At 34.6% G+C, this 22,619-nt stretch carries 15 protein-coding genes and 1 tRNA gene; 9 read left to right on the top strand and 7 right to left on the bottom strand.

The window, feature by feature from the left end; translation table 11 throughout:
* Window positions 1-13 precede the first annotated feature (13 nt).
* The 7 genes from ZA07_RS12515 to ribB all read left to right on the top strand — a co-directional run bounded on the left by ZA07_RS12515 (window position 14) and on the right by ribB (window position 7,278).
* A complete protein-coding gene (locus ZA07_RS12515; protein ID WP_053972005.1) occupies window positions 14-322 on the top strand; it encodes a co-chaperone YbbN in 309 nt (102 codons plus the stop codon).
* A gap of 2 nt (window positions 323-324) precedes the next feature.
* Window positions 325-582: a hypothetical protein gene (locus ZA07_RS12510; protein WP_053972004.1), complete on the top strand. Its 258-nt coding sequence runs from the start codon at window positions 325-327 to the stop codon at window positions 580-582.
* A gap of 178 nt (window positions 583-760) precedes the next feature.
* Complete coding sequence (locus ZA07_RS12505; RefSeq protein WP_053972003.1) at window positions 761-1,129, top strand: diacylglycerol kinase; 369 nt, start codon at window positions 761-763, stop codon at window positions 1,127-1,129.
* Between the two features lie 61 nt (window positions 1,130-1,190).
* Window positions 1,191-3,581 carry a DNA translocase FtsK gene (locus ZA07_RS12500; RefSeq protein WP_053972002.1) on the top strand — a complete coding sequence of 797 codons (2,391 nt, stop codon included), beginning with the start codon at window positions 1,191-1,193 and terminating at the stop codon, window positions 3,579-3,581.
* Between the two features lie 16 nt (window positions 3,582-3,597).
* The gene (locus tag ZA07_RS12495) at window positions 3,598-4,236 is read left to right on the top strand and encodes an outer membrane lipoprotein carrier protein LolA (RefSeq protein WP_053972001.1); all 639 of its coding nucleotides are present in this window, start codon (window positions 3,598-3,600) and stop codon (window positions 4,234-4,236) included.
* A gap of 8 nt (window positions 4,237-4,244) precedes the next feature.
* The gene (locus ZA07_RS12490; RefSeq protein ID WP_082316578.1) at window positions 4,245-6,107 is read left to right on the top strand and encodes an LptF/LptG family permease; all 1,863 of its coding nucleotides are present in this window, start codon (window positions 4,245-4,247) and stop codon (window positions 6,105-6,107) included.
* Window positions 6,108-6,123: 16 nt separating this feature from the next.
* The gene (gene ribB, locus ZA07_RS12485) at window positions 6,124-7,278 is read left to right on the top strand and encodes a 3,4-dihydroxy-2-butanone-4-phosphate synthase (RefSeq protein WP_053971999.1); all 1,155 of its coding nucleotides are present in this window, start codon (window positions 6,124-6,126) and stop codon (window positions 7,276-7,278) included.
* A 14-nt stretch (window positions 7,279-7,292) separates the two neighbouring features.
* Here ribB and ZA07_RS12480 read toward each other — a convergent pair whose 3' ends face one another.
* The 7 genes from ZA07_RS12480 to ZA07_RS12450 all read right to left on the bottom strand — a co-directional run bounded on the left by ZA07_RS12480 (window position 7,293) and on the right by ZA07_RS12450 (window position 20,949).
* Entirely contained in the window at window positions 7,293-11,042 is a 3,750-nt protein-coding gene (locus ZA07_RS12480; protein WP_053971998.1) for a tetratricopeptide repeat protein, read from the bottom strand.
* Between the two features lie 247 nt (window positions 11,043-11,289).
* A complete protein-coding gene (locus tag ZA07_RS12475) occupies window positions 11,290-12,267 on the bottom strand; it encodes a hypothetical protein (protein ID WP_053971997.1) in 978 nt (325 codons plus the stop codon).
* Between the two features lie 136 nt (window positions 12,268-12,403).
* On the bottom strand, window positions 12,404-13,366 hold the full coding sequence (locus ZA07_RS12470) for a hypothetical protein (protein WP_053971996.1): 963 nt from the start codon (window positions 13,364-13,366) through the stop codon (window positions 12,404-12,406).
* Window positions 13,367-13,392: 26 nt separating this feature from the next.
* A complete protein-coding gene (locus ZA07_RS12465) occupies window positions 13,393-14,589 on the bottom strand; it encodes a ScyD/ScyE family protein (protein WP_053971995.1) in 1,197 nt (398 codons plus the stop codon).
* A gap of 389 nt (window positions 14,590-14,978) precedes the next feature.
* The gene (locus tag ZA07_RS12460) at window positions 14,979-18,881 is read right to left on the bottom strand and encodes a hybrid sensor histidine kinase/response regulator transcription factor (RefSeq protein ID WP_157492130.1); all 3,903 of its coding nucleotides are present in this window, start codon (window positions 18,879-18,881) and stop codon (window positions 14,979-14,981) included.
* A 138-nt stretch (window positions 18,882-19,019) separates the two neighbouring features.
* Window positions 19,020-20,216, bottom strand: coding sequence for a DegT/DnrJ/EryC1/StrS aminotransferase family protein (locus ZA07_RS12455; protein ID WP_053971993.1), 1,197 nt, complete (start codon window positions 20,214-20,216; stop codon window positions 19,020-19,022).
* A 97-nt stretch (window positions 20,217-20,313) separates the two neighbouring features.
* Window positions 20,314-20,949 carry an NAD(P)H-dependent oxidoreductase gene (locus ZA07_RS12450; protein WP_369793524.1) on the bottom strand — a complete coding sequence of 212 codons (636 nt, stop codon included), beginning with the start codon at window positions 20,947-20,949 and terminating at the stop codon, window positions 20,314-20,316.
* A gap of 244 nt (window positions 20,950-21,193) precedes the next feature.
* Between ZA07_RS12450 and ZA07_RS12445 the strand changes: the two genes are divergently transcribed.
* Window positions 21,194-21,278: transfer RNA gene (locus ZA07_RS12445), tRNA-Ser, on the top strand.
* 328 nt (window positions 21,279-21,606) lie between these two features.
* Window positions 21,607-22,461, top strand: coding sequence for an SDR family oxidoreductase (locus tag ZA07_RS12440; RefSeq protein ID WP_053971992.1), 855 nt, complete (start codon window positions 21,607-21,609; stop codon window positions 22,459-22,461).
* Window positions 22,462-22,619: the final 158 nt, after the last annotated feature.

The following is a 22,619-nucleotide window of genomic DNA, read 5'->3' as shown; positions in this document are numbered from 1 at the left end:
ATCCCCTTAAATTATGGTACAGGAATTAAATCAAGATAATTTACAGGAAATCATTTCACAAAATGACACTGTAGTTGTACAGTATTCTGCCACTTGGTGTGGAAACTGTAGAATTATGAAGCCTAAGTTTAAAAAATTGGCTACAGAAAATGAAACAATGGCATTTGTAATTGCAGATGCAGAAAAATTTCCTGAGTCAAGAAAATTGGCTACTGTAGATAATTTACCTACGTTTGCTACGTTCAAAAATGGTACGTTTGTAGAACAAACGCAAACAAATAAATTTGAAGTATTGAAAGAATTGGTTGATCAAGTGAAATAATTATGAAATTACCTGTTATTAAACATTTAACCCAATTCATTGAAGAAAACGACGAAGATTACGTTGTTGAAACCATTGAAACACTTGAAGCTTTAACCGAGGTCCCATCACTAAAGGACGAGGAGCTTGATGTTATTGGAGAATTAATTTCCAATATGTATGGAGCTGTAGAGGTTAACAAAATGATCAAGAGTGGAACGCCTAAAAAAGAAGCTTTAAATGCGTTTATGAAACGTGTTATGGGTTCCATAGACAATTGATATATCCCTAGTTACTAATTAATAGTAATGCTTGAAGGCTCCTTGGATTATTCTTTGGAGCCTTTTTTATGAAATATTACACCAAAGCATTTACCCTTCCTTTTATTTATTGCTACTTTTAACTTCCTAAAACTATTTCATTAGGTATCGAAACCTTCAGAAGTACATTTTTATAAGAATGGATAAAAAGGAATCTCTTTTAATAAATAGATTAAAAAGTATTAAGTACGCTTTTAAGGGCGCTTGGATTCTGGTAACAACAGAATCCAGTATCCAAATTCAAGTGTTTATTGGCATTATCATGACCATCTTAGGTTTTGTATTTGACTTATCTGCAACAGAATGGATGATACAAACATTAACTATAGGCATCATCATATCCATAGAAGGAATAAATACCGCCATAGAAGAAATCGCCAATTTTGTACATCCACAAATTCACCATAAAATTGGACTCATAAAAGATTTAGCAGCAGGGGCTGTTTTTATTTTTGCTATTACAGCTATAATTGTTGGTTGTTTTATATATTTCCCTAAGATTTTTTAAATTTCTTAACTTTAGGAATAACCCGAGTAATTTGTATTTTTGCCCATATAAGCACCCATGAATGGCTAAGAAGAAAACCAAGTCTAAAACAACCACGAAACCAAAATTTAAAGCGCCTAGTTTCAAGTTATCTAGTCAGCAAAAATTGGTGTTTGGTAGCTTTTTAATCATTTTGGGTATTTTGCTTTTTGTTGCCTTTATATCCTATTTCTTTACCGGGAATGCAGATCAAAGTACGCTATCTGAATTTGCTTCTAGAGAGGTGAAAACAAAAAACTGGGCCAGTAAAACTGGCGCTTGGTTGAGTGAGTTTTTCATCAGAAAAGGATTTGGGGTTTCATCCTTTATTTTCGCTGGTCTTATTTTTCTCTCCGGAGTATATGTCGTTTTGGACTCCAACAAAGCCAAACTGAAAAAATATTGGTTCTGGGGCACCTATTTAGTGATATGGTTCTCTATTGCTCTCGGTTTTTTTACCAGTCATATAGATATTTTGGGTGGAACCATTGGATATGAAGTGAATACGTTTATACAGGATTATTTAGGTAAAGTTGGCACAATCCTACTATTGGTTTTTGGCTTTATTATTTATTTAGCCATTAGGTTTAGGGTTACTGCCGAAACTATTGGAAACCTATTTACTTCTGCCAAAAAAGAAATAAAAGAAGAATTCCCGGTTTCTGAAAATAATACGGACACCCCGATTATTGATAATGATTTAACTGCTGAAGCTGAAGATATTAAATCTGCTTTTGACTTATCTGTAGAAACAAGCAAGGAAGAAAAACAAACGGAAGAAATTCCTGAGCCAGTTCTTAAGCAAGTTGAGCCCATCAAAGAAGAAACACAGTCTCATGAAAATGAAGTAACTATTGAAGTTGAGGAACATGAAGAGGAAGAAGCCGAGACGGACAATTTGGCAAATAAATTAGTTGAAGATTTTGGGCAATTTGACCCTACCCTTGAATTAAGCAAATATCAATTCCCTTCTCTGGATCTATTGAAGAAATATGAATCTGAAGGAATTACCATCAATCAAGAGGAATTAGAGGAAAACAAGAATCGTATCGTTGAGACTCTAAACAATTACAAAATTGGCATTTCAAGTATTAAGGCTACAATTGGACCAACTGTAACGCTTTATGAAATTGTTCCCGAAGCGGGAGTGCGAATTTCCAAAATCAAAAACTTGGAAGATGACATTGCCTTGTCTCTTTCAGCATTAGGAATTCGAATTATTGCCCCAATACCTGGAAAAGGAACTATAGGTATTGAGGTACCCAATAAAAACTCAACCATCGTTTCCATGCGATCGGTTATTGCATCCCAAAAGTTCCAAAAATCGGAAATGCAACTTCCTATTGCTCTTGGAAAAACAATTAGCAACGAAACCTTTGTTGTTGATTTAGCAAAAATGCCACACATGTTAATGGCTGGTGCGACAGGTCAAGGAAAATCGGTAGGTTTAAATGCTGTTTTGACCTCCCTATTGTATAAAAAACATCCGGCAGAGGTTAAATTTGTTTTGGTTGACCCTAAAAAGGTGGAATTAACGCTTTTTAATAAAATTGAACGTCATTATCTAGCGAAACTACCTGACTCTGAAGATGCCATCATAACAGACAACACCAAGGTAATCAATACATTGAATTCCCTTTGTATTGAAATGGATAACCGTTATGAGTTACTAAAAAATGCCCTTTGTAGAAATATTGCTGAATACAACGCCAAATTTAAAGCCAGAAAACTAAACCCGAATGATGGTCATAGGTTCTTACCTTACATTGTTTTAGTGGTTGACGAATTTGCAGATTTAATTATGACTGCTGGCAAGGAGGTAGAAACCCCTATAGCCCGTTTGGCACAGTTAGCTAGAGCCATTGGTATTCACTTAATTATTGCTACTCAAAGACCTTCTGTAAATGTGATTACGGGTATCATTAAAGCCAATTTCCCTGCCAGAATAGCATTCAGGGTGACTTCAAAAATAGATTCCAGAACCATTTTAGATGGCTCGGGAGCAGACCAACTTATTGGTCGTGGAGATATGTTATATACCCAGGGTAATGATATGATTAGACTGCAATGTGCCTTTGTGGATACTCCGGAAGTGGAGCAAATCACAGAATTTATTGGGTCACAAAAAGCCTACCCTGATGCCTACCTTCTGCCAGAATATGTAGGGGAAGAAAGTGGCACAAGTATTGATATAGATTTGGGCGACCGCGACGACCTATTCCGTGAGGCTGCAGAAATCATTGTAACCGCCCAACAGGGATCAGCCTCCTTGTTACAACGTAAACTGAAATTGGGGTACAATCGCGCTGGTAGAATCATCGATCAGCTAGAAGCCGCAGGTATCGTTGGTGGATTTGAAGGAAGTAAAGCGAGACAAGTTTTAGTTCCTGATTTAATTGCTTTAGAGCAGTTTTTAAACGAAGAAAATAGTTAAAGAGAAACAATACAACATGAAACATTTAACCCTCATTTTAGCCCTTTTAATTGGTACTCTTGGATTTGCACAAGACAGTAAAGCCAAAGCGCTTCTTGATGAAGTATCCAAAAAGGCTAAAAGCTATGAGAACATCAGTTTGGATTTTAAATATGCCCTGGAAAACCTTTCAGAAAACATCAACCAAGAAACGCGAGGTGATGTAGTTTTACAAGGAAACAAATACCGATTAAACATCTTAGGAGCCACTAGAATTTATGATGGTAAGACTTTATACAGCATCAGCCCTGATGATGAAGAAGTTACCATTTCAAAACAAGATGCCAATGACGAAAACAGCATCACTCCAAATAAAATGTTGACCTTCTATGAGGATGGCTATACCTATAAAATGGATATCGATCAAACCGTAAAGGGAAGAAAGATTCAATATGTAAAATTGACTCCGATTGATTCTAAATCTGAAATAAAATATGTGTTATTGGGAATTGATGCCCAAACCAAACACATTTACAATTTGATGGAAATTGGAAAGAATGGAACAAAAACAACCCTTACCGTTAATTCTTTCAAAACAAATCAACCCATTTCAAAAAGCTTATTTACTTTTGACGAGAGTAAATACAAAGATTACTACATCAACAGATTGGATTAGTTGACCCTTTGAAAATTCTTGACAGGTACATATTAACCACCTATTTAAAAACTTTTATCAGTGTGTTCGTTATACTCATGCTGATTTTTGTTTTACAAACCATTTGGCTATATATCAAGGAGTTGGCTGGTAAAGATTTGGATATTGTGGTTGTTGGTAAATTCTTAATTTATTTCTCCCCAAGATTAGTAACATTGGTATTACCATTAACCATTCTTTTGTCTTCAATCATGGTATTTGGAAGCTTTGCAGAGAATTATGAGTTTGCCGCCATGAAATCTACGGGCATTTCCTTACAAAGAGCCATGGCTGGATTAAGTGCCTTTATTGTTCTTTTGGCTTTTTTAACCTTCATTTTTGCAAATACAGTCATTCCGTGGGGGGAATATAATTCCTTAAACCTAAGGAAAAACATCGCCAAACTCAAACCGGCTATGGTTATTGCTGAAGGACAATTTAATGATGTCATAGACTACAATATTAAGGTGGATAAAAAATCTGGTGATCGTGGTCAATTTTTAGATGGTGTCCTTATTCATAAAAAAAACAACAAAAATAGTAGAGGTAATCATACTACTATAGTGGCTAAAAATGGTGAATTAGTAGGAAGTGAAGAATCCAATGTTTTGAAATTAATTCTTAATGAAGGGTATTTTTATGATGATTCCCCACCCAAAGATTACAAAGATCGCCAAAAAAGGCCCATGACTAAGAGTTCGTTTGAAACTTATACCATCAACATTGACCTTTCCGGCTTCAACAATCAGGATATGGATGAAAAAGAAGTTTCCAATAAATACAGCATGTTGAGCATGAAGGATCTTAGCTATACCATTGATTCCTTAAAAACTGATATTGCTAAAGTTCATAGCGAATTTTCTGAGAACTTATATTCTCGAACCAATCTACCTGTTATGAATTCGGGAATTAAGGCCAAAAAGGACACCATATATACGGGAGACATATTGGATTTATTTGATACCCGTAAAAAAGTTCAATTGATAGATTTAGCTACAAACTCCATAAAAAGTACCAAGCAAATAGTCAAAGTAAAAAAGGAAGGCTTTAAGCAGAAGAAAATATGGATGTACAAACACGTCTTAGCTTACCATGATAAGGTCGCATTGGGATTTGCTTGTGTTATTCTATTTTTTGTCGGGGCGCCATTAGGAGCTCTAATCAGAAAAGGAGGATTGGGCTTACCTATGGTAGTTGCCATTCTATTATTTTTAACCTACCATTTTATTGGGATTTTTGCTAAGGAAAGTTCTGAAGGGGGCGCCATGAATCCTGCTTTAGCTCCTTGGGTGTCAACATTGATCATGTTTCCTTTAAGTATCTATCTTACCAGAAGAGCCACACAAGATAGAGGATTGTTTGAATTTGACCACCTGATTGAACCCATTAAAAAACTGCTTAAAATTAAGCCAAAAGAAGAAAAGGCAAGAAAGGAACTTCCCAATGAAGTTGCTGAAATCATGGCTAATAGAGAGCTTGCTCCTGAAAAAATAGATTCAAAAAATGTCATTAAGGTAACTAAATTACAAGAGGATTTTACTGTTTTTTCCAAGTTCAGTTTTATTTTTTATATCGCGGCTGCCATTTTGGTTCCACTCTTCTTTATTCTGAAAAACAATAAATTTCCTGAGCTTGCTTTAGTAAGCTTGCAACTGGGGATAATCGCCTTGTTTATATGTCTTGTATACTATGTCGTATCGACCATAGTCAGTTTTAAGCTTTATAAACATGTGCCCAAATCTAGCTTTTCAAAAAATCCTGTCAGTTTAATTTTAGGATACCTATTTTATCCTTTAAGTCACTTTCTTAGAAAAAATAAAATAAATCAAGACATTTCAGTTAGTTTAAAATAAGCCATATCTTTGCATCATGACAGAAGAATTGACCCTAGAACGTCCTATGATACAGTTAAATACCATCCAAGAAGCCATTGAAGATATTAGAAATGGCAAGGTAATTATTGTTGTTGATGATGCCGACCGAGAGAATGAAGGTGATTTTTTGGCAGCTGCTGAAATGGTAACTCCAGAAATGATCAATTTCATGGCTACTCATGGACGTGGATTAATCTGCGCCCCATTGACTGAAAAACGTTGTAAGGAACTGGAACTTCATATGATGGTCAATAATAATACCGACCCTATGGAAACGGCCTTTACCGTATCGGTGGATTTAAGAGGTAAAGGTGTAACCACCGGTATTTCTGCAAGTGATAGAGCTAAAACCGTAAAAGCTCTTATCGATCATGACACGAGACCTTTTGAATTGGCCAGACCTGGACACATATTCCCATTGGTAGCTAAAGAAGGTGGTGTTTTAAGGCGAACTGGCCATACCGAAGCCGCTATTGATTTTGCAAGATTGGCAGGTTTGAAACCTGGTGGAGTTATTGTTGAAATCATGAACGAAGATGGGACTATGGCTCGCTTACCACAGTTGATGGAAGTGGCCAAAAAGTTTGATCTTAAAATTGTTTCTATTGAAGATTTGGTGGCTTATAGAATGCAACATGACTCTTTGATTGAAAAGAAAGAAGATTTTGATATTGTAACACGTTTTGGCTCTTTTAGGTTGCGAGCATATCAACAAACAACCAATAGCCAAGTACATATTGCACTTACTAAAGGAAGTTGGAAAGCTGATGAACCAGTCTTAACAAGAGTTAATTCAACTTTGGTAAATAATGACATTTTAGGAACCTTAACTAACAATGCTGATAAAAAATTGGACGACATGTTCAAGTTAGTCAGCGAAGTAGGAAAAGGTGCCATTATCTTTATAAATCAACAGAACCAATCCACTAATTTATTAAATAGGCTCTCTGAGTTAAAAGTTGCTCAAAATGCCAAAGACGTTATCAAGGCTCCTGGAATTAAAATGGATAATAAAGACTTTGGTATTGGTGCTCAAATTCTTCATGATCTAAACATCCACAAACTTCGTTTGGTCTCCAACAGTGAGCAGACCAAACGAGTGGGAATGATAGGTTATGGTTTAGAGATTGTTGATTATGTTAATTACTAAGTGATTAATTAAATTTATTTGTAACCAATAAGCTGTTTCTCTGCTTCCAATATCTTTTTCACGTATTCTTTAAACTCAAGGTAATCGCTAGTAGAAACTACTTCTAGAGAAGGTTTTGCATAAATATAGGCCTTCAAATGATTAGCACTTATTTTCTCAAAGGTTAATTTGTAAACATGGCTTTTGAAAGATAGATTGATATTTTCAGGTATTTCCTGAAAGTTCTGTCCCTCATCTAGATATATATCATAAGTTGTTTTATACTCATCAACATTCTCGTATCTAGAATATTCAATGGGATAATTCCTTTCATTTTCGTTAATTAAATCACTTGTATAAGGGTTTGAGACAATAGGCAGTTGCATAATTTTCATTGAGCCTAGAGTCTTGGGCTTACTTTTCAATGTAATCCATGATGTGTACTTCACCATCTTATTTTTATCAATTGTCTCTATACTTCCTAAACTATCCAGTGTAAAATCGCCTTCAAAGGAATCTTCAAAAAGTTCGGAAATGGACTTTTTAACCACATCATGGTTGGGCTCAACAAATATGCTCTCATAACCAGAAGCTACATGACCGCTTATTTTGGTTTCCACCTTCAATGAAGAGGAATTGTTCCCTAAATTTAAACTTAAGTGATTTTCTACAACACCTTTATTTCTTTCTAAATTGGTTAACTTAAATAATTCATATTGAGCATTTGAGTTATTGCTATCATAAGGAATTTCAAGTGCATTTGCATTATATAAAGAAGTAGGCAAAGAACCAAAAGGTAAATATTTGTCGGTGAGTTCGATAAATCTTACTTTATTATTAATCTTTAAATTAACGATACAATGATTAAAATCTTGACTAGGTAATATTAATGCGTTATCACCATGATCAGATGTAAGCACTAGAATCAAATTAGAATCCAAGTTGGCCATGTGACCAAGAGCAACGAATAAGGTGGAAAAATCTTTACAATCTCCTAATTTGGTCAAAATCGTTTTGGATGGTCTTTGCGGAACAAATCCACTTTGTTTGAAACTAACATGACTGTATGTAAAATTGGAAGTGATATATTTATATATTTTCTCTGCCCTTTCCAACTCCTGAAATTGCTCAAAGCCATCAGGAAAAATTTCGCTAAAGGCATCTTTCACTGTACTATTAATTTCAATTCTAGACCTCGTTAAATCAGAATACCAATTTGAAATTGTATTCCAATCTGGAATCGTACTTAGATGAAGATTTGATGCTAAATCAATGGTATATGGCATATAATTCTCAGCTTGCGGCAAACCATCGTCATTCCATAATTCCCATTTATATAGTGTATATTCTTTATTAGTTTCCTTTTTAAACGGCACCTCACCATTAATCAATTTATAGTTAAATGGTATTGCATTTGGTACAATAATTTTAATCGCGCAATAGTTGGTTGGATGATAGGAATTAAATTGAAAATAATCTACATAATCTTTATAAAATCTCCCCGAACTAGAAAACGTATTTTGATAATCTACATAGACAACATCACCTATGGATAAACCGTTAAACACAAGGTTTGACCCGCTTCTTTCAGCTGGGACAATGGAACCATTTGATTTAACAATTTCAGATTTAATCAGAATATAATTTCCTGATAGACCCAAATTATATTCCTTAAAATTCTCTATCCCAGAATCTGAAGTAATTTCATAAGCAGCTAGAAAACGGTATACCCCTCCACCTTCAGGATACAATTCTATATTGCCTTCATCCAATAAAATATTATACCCATAATTATTAGTCTTTATTTTTCCTTTATTTTCGGAAATAAATGTATAAGCATCCTCTAAAACCAAACCATCCAATAAGTTTGGTTCATTTTTTAAATCCTTTATTTTCTTTCTTAAATCTTGATTATTAGGATTATGGTTTAAGGATTCTTCGAAGGCAGTAATGGCTTCTTCTTTCTTTCCTAATTGTAATAAAGATTCACCCTTGTACTCTAAAAATTTAAAAGAATAAGGGTAGTTTTCAAGTCCTTTATTTATATACTTTAACGACTCCTCATGATTTTGATATGATTGATTTTTATCAATTAAATATCTTAGATAATAATTATCCTTTTCCAAGGCATCTATATTTTTCAAAAATACATTCAATGCGTCTTTTTTATTCCCTTGCTGTTCATAATAGGATGAAAGAGAAGAAATGGCTTTGGTATAGAAATATTCATCATTTAAATCTTCTAAAATTTTAAGAGTTGTTTTTTCGTCTTTAAAAACGGATTTATAAAATGGTGCATATGTCATTGTAAGCTTAGGATTCCCCTCGGCAATTTTAACCAACTTATCTAAATTCTTCTTCATGGCAATTTTATCACCATTTCGAGCATTTAAGTAAATATCTGCCGAAACCTCTATTAGCTTTAAATCAATAGTACTTTTTAATTTGTTAAGGAAGTCTTCCATTTCATTTAAACTCATCCTTCCCATTTTATCTGAATCCAATAGTTTTAGAATAAGAGGAAAGTAGTAATCACTATCATCTAATTCAATATTTTCAATAATTTCAGTATAGGTGGTATTATCCTTTTCTAATAAATAGATTTTCAACAAAATTCTACGCAAAAACGAACTCTTTGGATATTCAGAATACAAGGGCAAAATAATCTCTTTCGCCTTTTTGTAATTCTCATTTCTTAAATAAGTATTGATCAGACAATATTTAAGAAATATATCGTTAGGATTCTTTTTTAATTCGTTAATAAAATAGGTTTCAAAACTATTTTCTAAAGGCTTAACATTAAGTTCTTTCAAATTGCTTTTTTGGAAGGAGTTCACTTTTTGGCTAAAAGGAAATTTTACGACTTGATTATCCTTTATAAATTGAATTTGAAAGTAACTAACACTTGAACTTTCTGCATTCTTAATTAGCAATCTATTATCCCCTTCTGGAATAGTCAATTCAACTTGATAAGCATTTAATTCAGTGGTTACATCTTGTCTATTTTCCAAAACCAAAACATCATTTAACCAAATTTTAAATGCAGACCCATTACCTACTCTTAAAATAACTCTTTTGGATTCCTTTGCATTGAAAAAAGTTTGAGCATAGTGAACTCCAGAGCCATATTCAGAATGGTTGGTAAAAAATTGATAAGCCTCTCCTGTATTGAAAGAATTGTACCAATTAACTTTACCATTACTTTCCGCATTGAATAATTCTGAACTATTGGGTTTTAATTCAGGCTCATAAACTCGATCCAAACCACTTTCATTCAGGTTTTCAAATACCCCGCAATATTGCCACTCTCCTATGGCCTCTATACTTTTGTTTAATTGGTAGTAAGTATCCCAATTATTTTTATGTCTTTCAACCAATGATTTCAGATAAGTTAGGGCATGTCTTAGATCTATGTTATCACTTCCCTTAGCAAAGGCATTATTCACATTATCTACGATTTCGGAATTGAATCCTTTATCAAAATAATCATCAAACACAAAAGGCTCTTTCCATAAAGCGTATAGATAATAGTCGTAATTAGGTTTATTTAAGAAGCTTTCAAAAAAGTCCTCATTATGGGAAAGTTTTCCACGTTCTACCCTTAAAATTTCATTGATAACAAGATCCTCTAACTGATTTAAATCCTTTTTGGAGTTAAATTCAACAAAAGCATCTTCTCTTTCATTTGATAATAATAAGTCCCAAAACTTATCAAATTTAGATTGCGAAAAAGAGGTTAAAAAAGATAAAAAAAGAGTAATTGAAAGTAAAAAGTATTTGTTCATTAGTAGATTGGAATTTAGTTATTCCAAAATAGCAATAAATTTAACTTTTAACAATTTTATATTGTTCTAAGCCTCAATACAAAAGGGATTTATTCTTGACTAAAATCTAATGGAACAGTCTAAAAAACCTGATTTTACAAACCAAAAACACCTAAAATCTAAAATCTCGTTTGGTCTCCAACAGTGAGCAGACCAAACGAGTGGGAATGATAGGTTATGGTTTAGAAATTGTTGATTATGTTAATTACTAATTATCAAATACCACAAACTCTTTTAAGAGCCCTTTTTGCTTTGATTTAGGCACCTCTGATATAAAGGCATATTTACCCGGCTTTAAATCAACATAGAAGTAACCCTTACTCCCTGCTGGCATATCGTTGACACCTCCTAAGAAAGTACATCCTTCAGGAACTGGTGTGATTAATCCTTTGGGATCGGACCAATCCATCCACGCTTCAAGGGCTTCTATACTCGCTCCTTTATCTAGTCGAACAAGATTGATATCATGCCAAATGTAATTTTCATGTGGTTTTTGATCCTTTACTAAAACAGAAAAAATTTGTTTTCCCTTTTTTATTGGAGTTGGAAAGCTAATCCCTTCCTCACCAGAAAGTGTTATTTCTGCGGTTGGTTCTGGTGGCGAATTACCACTATCTTCATCTGTGACTATAATACCCTTTGCCATTCCCATTAATGTGTGAAATTTACCATTGGGCATTTTCACATAACACTCCATAATGTAATATCCTGGGTCCAATTTTACGGTTGTTATGGCTGTATGTTTTGGCGCTATGAGTCCAGTTCCGCCAGAAAAAACAATGTCCCCATACCATGCAGGCAGCTTACCAAAAGCGGCAAATCCTTCTTCTGGTTTCCCTTCATTAATTAAATCCATCCCTTCCCCAAAAACTGGTGCAATCTCTTTAATGGCATTCTCCTCAGTTTTTCCCTCCGGGTATTTATCCAAAAGGAAAAAATGGGTTTCGTTGGACTGATTTTGATATTTAAATGTATTCCATCCCGAGGGAATGGTATCAGCACAGATAAACTCCATACTTTTAGTGATGACATTGATGACGTTTTCTGGTTCTGGTACGGTTTCCTCAACCACCATCACTTCGGTTTCTTTGACAGGATCCTTTTTTTCGTTTTTACAATTAAATAGAAATAAGATTCCAACGAAGGAAATCAGGATTTTTGAATAGTTAGTTTTTAAACAAGTCATATGTAATTGGTTTTAAGATATTTAAGTTAATAAATTTTTATCAAAGCAAATCAATTAGGCTTCATTTATTAATGAGTGGTGCTATGAAATATAATGTCTTCTCAAGAAGATTCTATCCTATTTTTATCCATCCGTTTCAATACACTTTAAAAACTTTATACATGTTTCTCTCTACTGCCTTGGGAATCTCAGAAATCAGCACATAATTTCCCTTTTCCAATTTGGCCTTGAAATAACCTGTTTCACCGGCTTCTAAATCTTCAACACCTCCAAGGAAAGTTAGCCCTTTTGGAACAGGAGTTTTAAAAGCTTTGATATTAGAAGCATCAATCCAAGTACCCAGCGAATCCAGCAGTTTCATATCATCTAACTTTACGAGATTAATATCGTGCCCCAATAGCGTTTCATATAGTTTTTGATCCTCAAACCTTACTGCCATTTGGTACTCTCCCGCTTTTATGGAATCCATAAAAGTGATTCCTTTTTTACTTGAAAGGTGAATATCAAAATCTGATTGAGGTTCTTTATTGTTATTTGATTCATTGGATACTACAATTTCCTTTAACATACCATAAAATGCATGTGGCATCCCGTTTGGCATTCTAACATAGCACTCCATCACATAGGTGCCTGGTTTCAAATAAACTGTAGTTTCGGCTGAACTTTTTGGTGCTATTAAACCAACGCCCCCACCCAATTTGACATCCTGCCACCAGGATGGAATTTTTTCAAATTCCTTCATAGCTTCTTCTATTTTGTTTTCCTTTAAATAGGTGAAAGCAGCCTTAAATGGAGGCACCAATTCATTTTTATAATTTTCAATGGTTATTCCCTCGGGCATTTTCTCGAAAATAAAGAAATGCGTTTCTCCAGATTTGTTATTGTATTTAAAAGTGGTCCACCCAGACTGGAGTTGCGTTGGAATCTCAAAGTCCATAATATTGGTAGTCACCTCAACGACATTTCGTTTGTTTTCAATTGAAACAACACTTGCAAGTTTCTGTTTGCTCTCCTTACTTTCATTTTTGCAACTTATCAAACTCACGAAAAGAATCGCAACATATAGATTGACGTTTTTAAAATTTAAGACTGAACTCATGATATTTTTTACGGCTTAAATGGTTATTAATAGATTTTTCTCACAGTCGGATTATTACCAGTGGCAAATGAGGTGCTGTTGTTTTCAAGAAGCCACAAATGACCTTCATTATCAAAAGTTATGGCACTAGGGTATTCTAAACCTGAAGCTACTACCCTATCCAAGTTACCATCTAAATCATATGCCTTTATAGATCCTCCAACGGTTAAATTGGGAATGTACAAAGACAACCAACTGGTTTGGTCAAACTCAACCACATAAAGAAGGTTGTCTGGACCTATCTCAATGTCGATTATAGAGGTTAGACCACTAATTATGGTCTCACAATCTTCTGAATCTTCAGCACATACCACATGGTTGGCTCCTGGTTGTATTTTCCAAATTCTAGAACGACCAATGGGTAAACCATCTGTATCGGCGAGAGCGCCCGTTAATTCCCCTACAAATACAGAACCATCATTTGAAACGGCTACTGAAGTTGGCACTGGTTGCACATAGCAAGGAATGTCGCCCTCAGCTCCCGTCTGCCAACGAATTAAATAGTCCCCATTTTCATCCAATGGAGGGGTCAAAATGGCTTTCCAATCAATTTCACCTGTTGATTTGGCCGATAAAACTGTATTTCCTGCGGCATCGGCGATAAGAAACTCATTTCCCGAAACAGCCGCCACCTTATAGGGATTATTTTGAGGACCTGCACTGTACCCGTCTATGGCTTCACATAATTGATCTTTCCATTGTGTTCCATAATTGGCATCTGGATCGTTCTCATATTCAAACGCGGCAAGATCTGCCACCATGGTTCCACCAGAAGGTGTCACCTTATATAGTTCTCCATTTTGGGCCAGGTCTGACCCCCCTGTTGAAACATAGATATTCCCGCTTCCAATAGAGGCTATTCCTTGTATATCTGTGGCTGCATCAAAAGTAGTCATCGTTTGGACGCTCCCATTTTTTATTAGGTCGACACGTTTGGACGCCCCATTATTGACTCCAACAAGAATGCCACCATCCGGCGTGCTTGCAATATCAAACACAGATCCTTCAAATTCATATACCATTTGGTCATTAGTTTGCTTGAAGCTTTTGTTAGACATATTGTTATCATCTGACTGTATAAACTCTGAGGGTTCTTCACAACTTACTGCTAGCATGAGTAAAATTATGAGCATACCAATTGATGATTGACTTTTTTTGTTTCCTGTGAAAAATTGTGTTTTCATAAGTTATAGATTTTGATTAATAGCTTTTAATAGTATTTGTATTTAACCTCCTAATTTCCTTTGCAAATAGTCAAGAGCTTTTAATTACATAGGTAGTACATCTCTAAACTTGCATTCAGGATTTCGTAATTCTTATTGATTTAATAGCTTTCTTATTTTGCATGATATTAATAGTGTATTCACCAGTTTTTAAATGGTCGATATGAATAAAGATGTTCTTATCATCTTTTATTAATTTGTCTTTTTTAAACATGCTATTAAAAAATTTCTCTGTAGGGAATTTTGAGAATATGGGTTGTCTACTTGTGTAAAGCTAGAATGATAAAAAAAGAAGAGGTATCACTCCTGTAACAAAGTGTAACACTTATGTAACAAGTACTAAAAACTCTTTATTTATAGATGTTTTGAAGATATTCTTTTGGTGTAGAATGGTATACCTCCTTAAAGCATTTAATAAAATAGGAAGGTGTATTAAAACCTGTTTTATAGGCTATTTCTGAAACAGTATCATCTGATTTTTCTAATAATGATACAGCCATTTTTAAACGTTCGTTGCGAATAAATTCTGATGTAGAAAGCCCAAAAAGAGCCTTTAATTTTCTATGTAATTGCATACGACTCATGCGCATCTCTTGACTCAAGGTTTCCACCGAAAAATCAGATTGGGTCAAATTTTCTTTAATCGCCTCTTTAAGATTCGTAAAAAATTGCTCCTCTGTATTGGACACTTCCATTTCATAAAAATTCAACACATTGCTCTTTCCATAATATTCATGAAGCTTCTTACGTGTCTCTAGAAGTTTTTCAACTCTTATTTTGAGCTTTTTACTATTGAATGGTTTAGTTAAATAAGCATCAGCCCCTGTTCGTAAGCCTTCTATTTCGTTATGATCCCCTGATTTGGCCGTCAGTAGAACGATAGGTATGTGACTGGTCTTAATGTCTTCCTTCAGGGTATTGCAAAGTTTGATGCCATCTACTTTTGGCATCATGACATCGCTTATAATGATATCAGGTACATGGTTCATCGCCTTATCTATCCCTTCTTCCCCATTTGAAGCCTCTATTATTTTATAATGATCCTTCAAAATGGATTTAACAAAAGTCCTTATATCTTCATCGTCCTCAACTATGAGTAGTAAAGGTTTGACTGTTTTACCATTTAATGAAGCCTTGGAATCCTGCCTAATTTCTGAGTCTTCCTCAAGATCTGAAATGTTTAATGTAGGTTGTATTTCTGAATGATTATAATAACTTTTCTCAATTGGAAGACTAACCACAAACTGAATATCATTGTCATTCATGGAATGAGCGACGATTGTTCCATGTGACAAAACCGTAAGCTCTTTGACTAAGGACAAACCTATACCCACTCCTTCACTATGTGTATTGTTTTGATAATACCGTTGAAAAAGCTTAGGTAATTCTTCATCCTTTAAACTATTGCCATTGTTGACAACTGTTACAGTTAAAAATCCATCATTTAAAGTAGCATCAAATTTAATATAACCTCCATCGGGTGTGTACTTTACAGCATTACTCAATAAATTAGACACTATTTTTTCAACAACATCCCTATCAAACCATGCTTCATTCACCTCGTCTATTTGATACGTAAATTCCAGTTCTTTATCTTTCGCTTTAAACTCAAACCCAGTGACTATTTGCTTTAATAAAACAGATAAGTTTCCTTGTCCAACATTCAATTTTAAATTACCCGTTTCTAACTTAGATAAATCTAGTAATTGATTAACCAAATTCAGTAAGCGCTTAGAGCTTCTCTTAATTAGATTTAATTCTTGTATATCAGTTTCTGAAATATTGGGTTTACACAATTGGTTATCTACTGGTCCTGATATGAGTGTTAACGGGGTACGAAACTCATGAGAAATGTTATTGTATAACTTGGTTTTATATTCATCTAGTTTTTTTAATCTATCTGTCTCTCGGGTTTCCAACTCCAATTTCATTTTCATCTGCCACCTCCAATTTAAATACATGTAAACGGCATAAATGATAAGTAACCCCAGCAAAACATAAATAAATTTTGCCAAACTACTAAGATACCATGGGTTTAATATCGTAAAGGAATAAGTAGCAGGTATTGTGTTCCAAAGACCATCATAATTACTGGAAATCACTTCAAACCTATAGTCATTTGGTGGCAAATTGACGTATCGGGCCAAATTATTATTGCCAGACTCCATCCATTCCTCATCATGATTAATCAATCGGTATTTAAAATTATTCCCTTTAGGTTTAGAAAAGTTTAAACTCTCAAATCTAATTGAAATGGTATTACTATCACTGGAAAAAGTATGGTTCTTTGAAAAATCAATTTCATTGTTAACAACTGTTATATCAGATATTATGGTTTTTGGAACGTTTGGGTTTTTGGTAATATTTTCTGGTTTAAACCAATTGACTCCTGCCAAACCTCCAAAATACATGACTCCTTGTTTGTCTTTATAATAAGCATTCGTATTGAATTCCAAAGATTGTAAGCCATCATTAGTATTAAAGTTTTCAATTAAAAAATCATTACTTCCCTGATATCTAAACTTTACCAAGCCTCTATTGGTACTCATCCAAAGATTATTGGACTCATCAAATAAAACACCATAAATACAATTATCTGGAAAACCTTGATCAACCGAAAACACCTCCTTCTCTCTAGATTGAATATCATACCTAATTAGGCCATTTCCATTGGTACCAACCCACAAAATATTTTCATTAGTTGGGTCAAAAGCAATGCTTTTAATTTTTTTTGATTCTTTAAGGATTTGTTCCGCTTCTCCAGACTTTATATCTACTTTAAAAACTCCATCTGTATAGGTTGAAATCCATAGGGTTTTGTTGGAATCTTCAATAATACACGATACAGAATTAATTGAATTTAAAGTGGAGTCATCATTTGTATAATGGTATTTTTCAATGATACCATACTTCCTATCAAATTTAATCAAGCCATAATCACATGCCAGCCACATTTGTCCGTTTGAATCCTTAAAAATCTTGTTGATGTAATTAATATCCAAAGGCGTCTTTGAGGATGCATTGAAAACTTCATAACCTCCTTGATCATTAATAATGGTTAGACCTCCTTTTTTTCCTAATACAGTTCCATGTCCCACCCATAAATCACCATTTTCATAATACATGGCGTTTATGGCTGATGTGAGCAATGGTGAGTTTCTATCTGTTAGGGTTTTGAATTCATCTCTAACTTTGTTGTAAATTGTTAAACCATTAGTGGTACCAAAAAACACATTCTGTTCATTATCAGTTGCAATAGAGAGTACAACCTCAACATTCACGTCCTCTGGCACTTGACTAGCTGTTAACACATTAAACTTAGAAAGGTATTCATCATAATATGCCAAACCCGAAACATTGGTTCCTAACCAAATAACACCATTGGAATCTTCATATAAAGTAAAAATCTCATTATCACTTAAAGCATATAAATTGCCTTTTTGAAACTTAAGTTTTTCAATTGTATTGGTACGAAGATCAAGGAGTAAAATACCTTGCTTAAGAGTACATATCCATAATCTTTGATATTTGTCTTCGTGAAGTGAAAGAATATAAAGATTTTCTGGAAGTTTGGGATTGATTGTATTTGCAGATTGAAAATCAAAATCAGATTTAGATTTGTAATACAGACCATCTCCTAAAGTTCCCAACCATACGACACCATCTTGAGATTTTTCTAATACATGATTTCTAGATGAGTTCTTATTATGGATAATCTCATATGTATTTGATTTTAAACTGTACTTATAAATATCGTTGAACGTCGTCAAATATAAATGTTCCCCTTCTTCCAGAAAATGATGTACAAATAGATCTTTTTTGGGAGGGTTAAATAGGACCGTGGTATCCTTATTCTTAGCACCAATAGTTATTACCTGACCATTATACATGCTGAAATACATATTGGAATAAGAGTCTTGAAATATATTGACAACGGAATCATTAGGAAAAACTCTAAAAAAGGAATCTGTTTCCTTTTGATATTTCTCTAATTTACAGCCAGAAGATATAATCCATAAATTGTCCTGCCTGTCAACAAAAGTCCTTCCTAAAACCTTTCCTCTGCCCTTGGCCGTTGCATCAAACTGTTTATTGTAATGCTTAAAATTGTTGCCATCATACCTATCCAGTCCACTGCGAGTAGCAATCCAAAGATACCCCGTACTATCTTGTGCAATACTAATCACACTATTTTGTGACAAGCCATCTTCATTATTTAAATATCTAAATGTTACTTGCTTGAGATTGGTCAAATCAGGTTTTATTTCCTGAGCTTGTAATACACACAAACCAGAAAACACCCAACATATAAAAACCGATATAAAGATGTAACTTCTAATAATTCAGCATTTTAGTAAAAATACTAAACTAATTAGAATCAGGAAATTATCTTAGGCAAGAAGCCCAGAAATAACCATAACCATTTTTTCTGCTCTATTTTTCACCTCTTCCTCAGTCCATGACAATTTGATTAAGCAAGAAATATTACGGCCTATAAAGTAATCTGATTGGTCAAAATTTGCATTCGCTAAATATTGAAGACCATCACGCACCTCTTTAGAAACAGGATAAAGAGTCTTCAATTCTTTAAGGTGCTCCCATTTCCTTATGTAATGCCAATTGTTATCATAATAATTGAAACAGCCATCAACCCCTTGTTCTTTAAATCCTTCCATAGTTTTTCTAGCTGCATCCAATGTGGGCATAAAGAAATTCAAAAAGGCATAGCTCTCTTCTCCCCCTTCAGGAACCGCTCTAAACTCAATTCCTTTCACTTGGCTTATAGCCTCACGAATAATCGTATAGTGCTTTTTTTGAGTTTCAATAAAACTGGGAAGTCTTTTCATTTGAGCTAGACCAACAGCAGCATTCAATTCGGAAATACGGAAATTATAACCCAAAAATGGATGTCCTTCAGCTCCTCTGTCCATGCCTATATGATCATGACCGTGGTCACTAAAATGGTCGGCGTTTTGGTAAAACTCCGAATTATTGGTAACCACAGCTCCACCTTCACCACAGGTTACGGTTTTGACAAAATCAAAAGAAAAGCAACCTACATCACCAATAGTTCCCAGAGCTTTTCCTTGATAGGTGGCACCAATAGCCTGACAAGCATCTTCTATGAGTTTTAAATGGTATTTAGCACATAACGCTTTAAAAGCCGATAAATCTGCCATACTTCCACACATATGAACTGGCATAATAGCCTTGGTTTTTGGGGAAATGGCTTTCTCAACCGCTAACGGATCAAGCGTTAAAGTATTATCGATATCTACCAATTTAGGAATAGCTCCAACCATCATGACAGCCTCAAAACTGGCTACAAATGTAAAGGTGGGCATAATGACCTCATCACCTGCACCTATACCTGCAACAGCCAATGCCATTGAAACTGCCGCTGTACCACTAGATACCACTTGAGCGTGTTTGACTTGTAATTGGTTTTGAATTTCCTGCTCTAATTCTCTGGCTTTCCAACGCCCTTGACGCATTCCATCAAATCCGTAACGCATTAATACTCCAGTCTCTAAAACTTCGTGAACTTCCTTTCGTTCTATATCTCCAAACAATTCAAATCCAGGCATGGTTAATTTTTAAAAATAAGATTTCAAAACTACAATTTATAAGGCACAAAAAAGAGTGTAAAATAGATTAATGCCGATGCTTTATCGACTTGTCTTTTTACCAAATAACTACAGAATCTTCAAGATCCTTTCTAACTTTTTTAAAGGAGGCAAACATATCATCATCTGCGCGGAAACCAATGGGCATAACCAATACCGATCTTAATCCTTTGGGAGTTAAACCTAATAATTCATCATACTTATGTGCTTCAAACCCCTCCATAGGGCAGGCATCTATACCTTCCATAGCACAAACGGTCATTAAATTTCCCATGGCTAGATATGCTTGATGAGTGGCCCAAACCTCTATTTGATCTTGGGACTTGTTTTCAAAATCGTCAATTAGGAAATTCTTAAAAGGTTTTAAAACCGTTTTTGGAGTATTTCGAATGTTATGAACCCTATCAAAGTATTCAGTTACAAACTCTTTATCTATCGATGTCTGTATACAAAACACTAACACATGTGATGCTTGCTCCACTTGTTTTTGTCCCATACTAGCAGCAACCAATTGTTTTTGTTTCTCTTTATTTTTAACAACCACTAATTTAATAGGTTGCAAACCATAGGAAGTGGCAGTCAAATTAAATGCTTGTAACAATGTGGATAGCTGTTCTTCTGTCAAAAACTTTTCACTATTAAAGGCCTTTGTGGCATAACGCCATTGTAATTGTTCTATTATTCCCAACTTCATTTAATTTAGGTTGCAAAGATAGCGATTTGGAAGTGTGCCTTTTTATGTTCCAAATAAATCTTATTAAATATGCAAAAGGCAAACGAATACCTCCTGACCATAGAAGGAACTTTTGAATTTTAAAAATTACGACAAACAAAACCTTGTGAATCACTATTTTAGAATCCTTTAATTTAAAACCAAAACTTTTCTTAAAAAAAATTATTTTCTTTTCAAGAATAGTTCTTATATTTGCAACCGCTTAGGAGAAATGGCAGAGTGGTCGAATGCGGCAGTCTTGAAAACTGTTGAGGGTCACACCTCCGGGGGTTCGAATCCCTCTTTCTCCGCAAAAACCCTTGAAAGTTACTTAACTTCAAGGGTTTTCTTTTTTATTGCCTACAGCATTCAACTCTTTTTGTTTTTAAGATCGATGAATTAACCTTTGTCTCTTCCTATTCAATTAAAAAATCATTTCTATCTATTTTTCTGCTAATTCTCCATTACTAATTCTATATTTAGTAACTTATTAACTAACCAACTGCCGCAAATAGAAGAATAAAGGAAATCAACTAGCCTCACCTTGGTATCAAAAAACCAATAGATTTTCTATTCTAGCCCAAATTCCTTAACACCTCCCTTATCGCCTTTTAACCCGCTTGATAAAAATAATATTTTATGAAAACTGTACTCATCACAGGAACAAACAAAGGTATCGGACTTGAAACCGCCTTAAAATTTGGGCGTGCCGGTTACCAAGTAATTGCTACAATGCGCCGCCCCGAAGCCGCTGTAGAATTAAAACAGAGCATTAAAAAAGAATCTTTAGACATTACAATTTGTGAGATGGATGTTGATTCTAATACTTCTGTTAAACAATGTATGGACAACATCAATCAAGACGGTGTTTTTATAGATGTGCTTGTCAACAATGCTGGAATTGAACGTCATGGTTCCATTGAAGAAATGTCTATAAATGATTTCCAAGCCATTATGAACACCAACTATTTGGGAGTCCTACGATGTACTAAGGCCTTGTTGCCACAAATGCGAAAAAACAAATCAGGTTGTATCATCAATATTGCCTCTGTTTCAGGGCACATTGCAAATAGTCCCTTGGGTGGGTATGCCGCAAGTAAACATGCACTTGAAGCCATTAGTGAAGCTTTGGCGCAGGAATTAAAACCATTCAATGTTAAGGTAGCCATCGTGGAACCTGGGATTATCAAAACCCAAATGGCTATGGATATATCCACCGACCAAGAATCCATTTATCCGCATTCAAAACGACTTGCTGGTCTTTTTAAAGCTTCCTTAGAAACCCCTACACCACCCTCACTGGTAGCTGATAAGATATTTGAAGTTGCTGAGAGTAACGATTGGAAATTAAGACATCCCGTTGGTCCCGATGCCGAACCCTTTATTGCCTGGAGAAAAACAAAATCTGATGAAGAATGGGTGGATTGGAATGCCACAAACGACGACGAATGGTACCAAGCCGTTGAGCAGGAATTTGGGCTGAATGCCAGATAGACAATGGCATGAAACAAAAAGCATGTTGATTTCTTGTTAATATTGTTGTACTACCTTCATAGGATTCTAACACTACCCACCAAAGGCAAGGGCCAGAGCCATAAACAGGACCATCACTTTTAATCAAATTATTGCTATGATTAGTTATGGCCATAATT

It is taken from the genome of Mangrovimonas sp. ST2L15 (assembly GCF_001280515.1).
GTDB classification, from domain to species: domain Bacteria; phylum Bacteroidota; class Bacteroidia; order Flavobacteriales; family Flavobacteriaceae; genus Mangrovimonas; species Mangrovimonas futianensis.
This window is presented reverse-complemented; position numbering and strand designations above follow the sequence as displayed.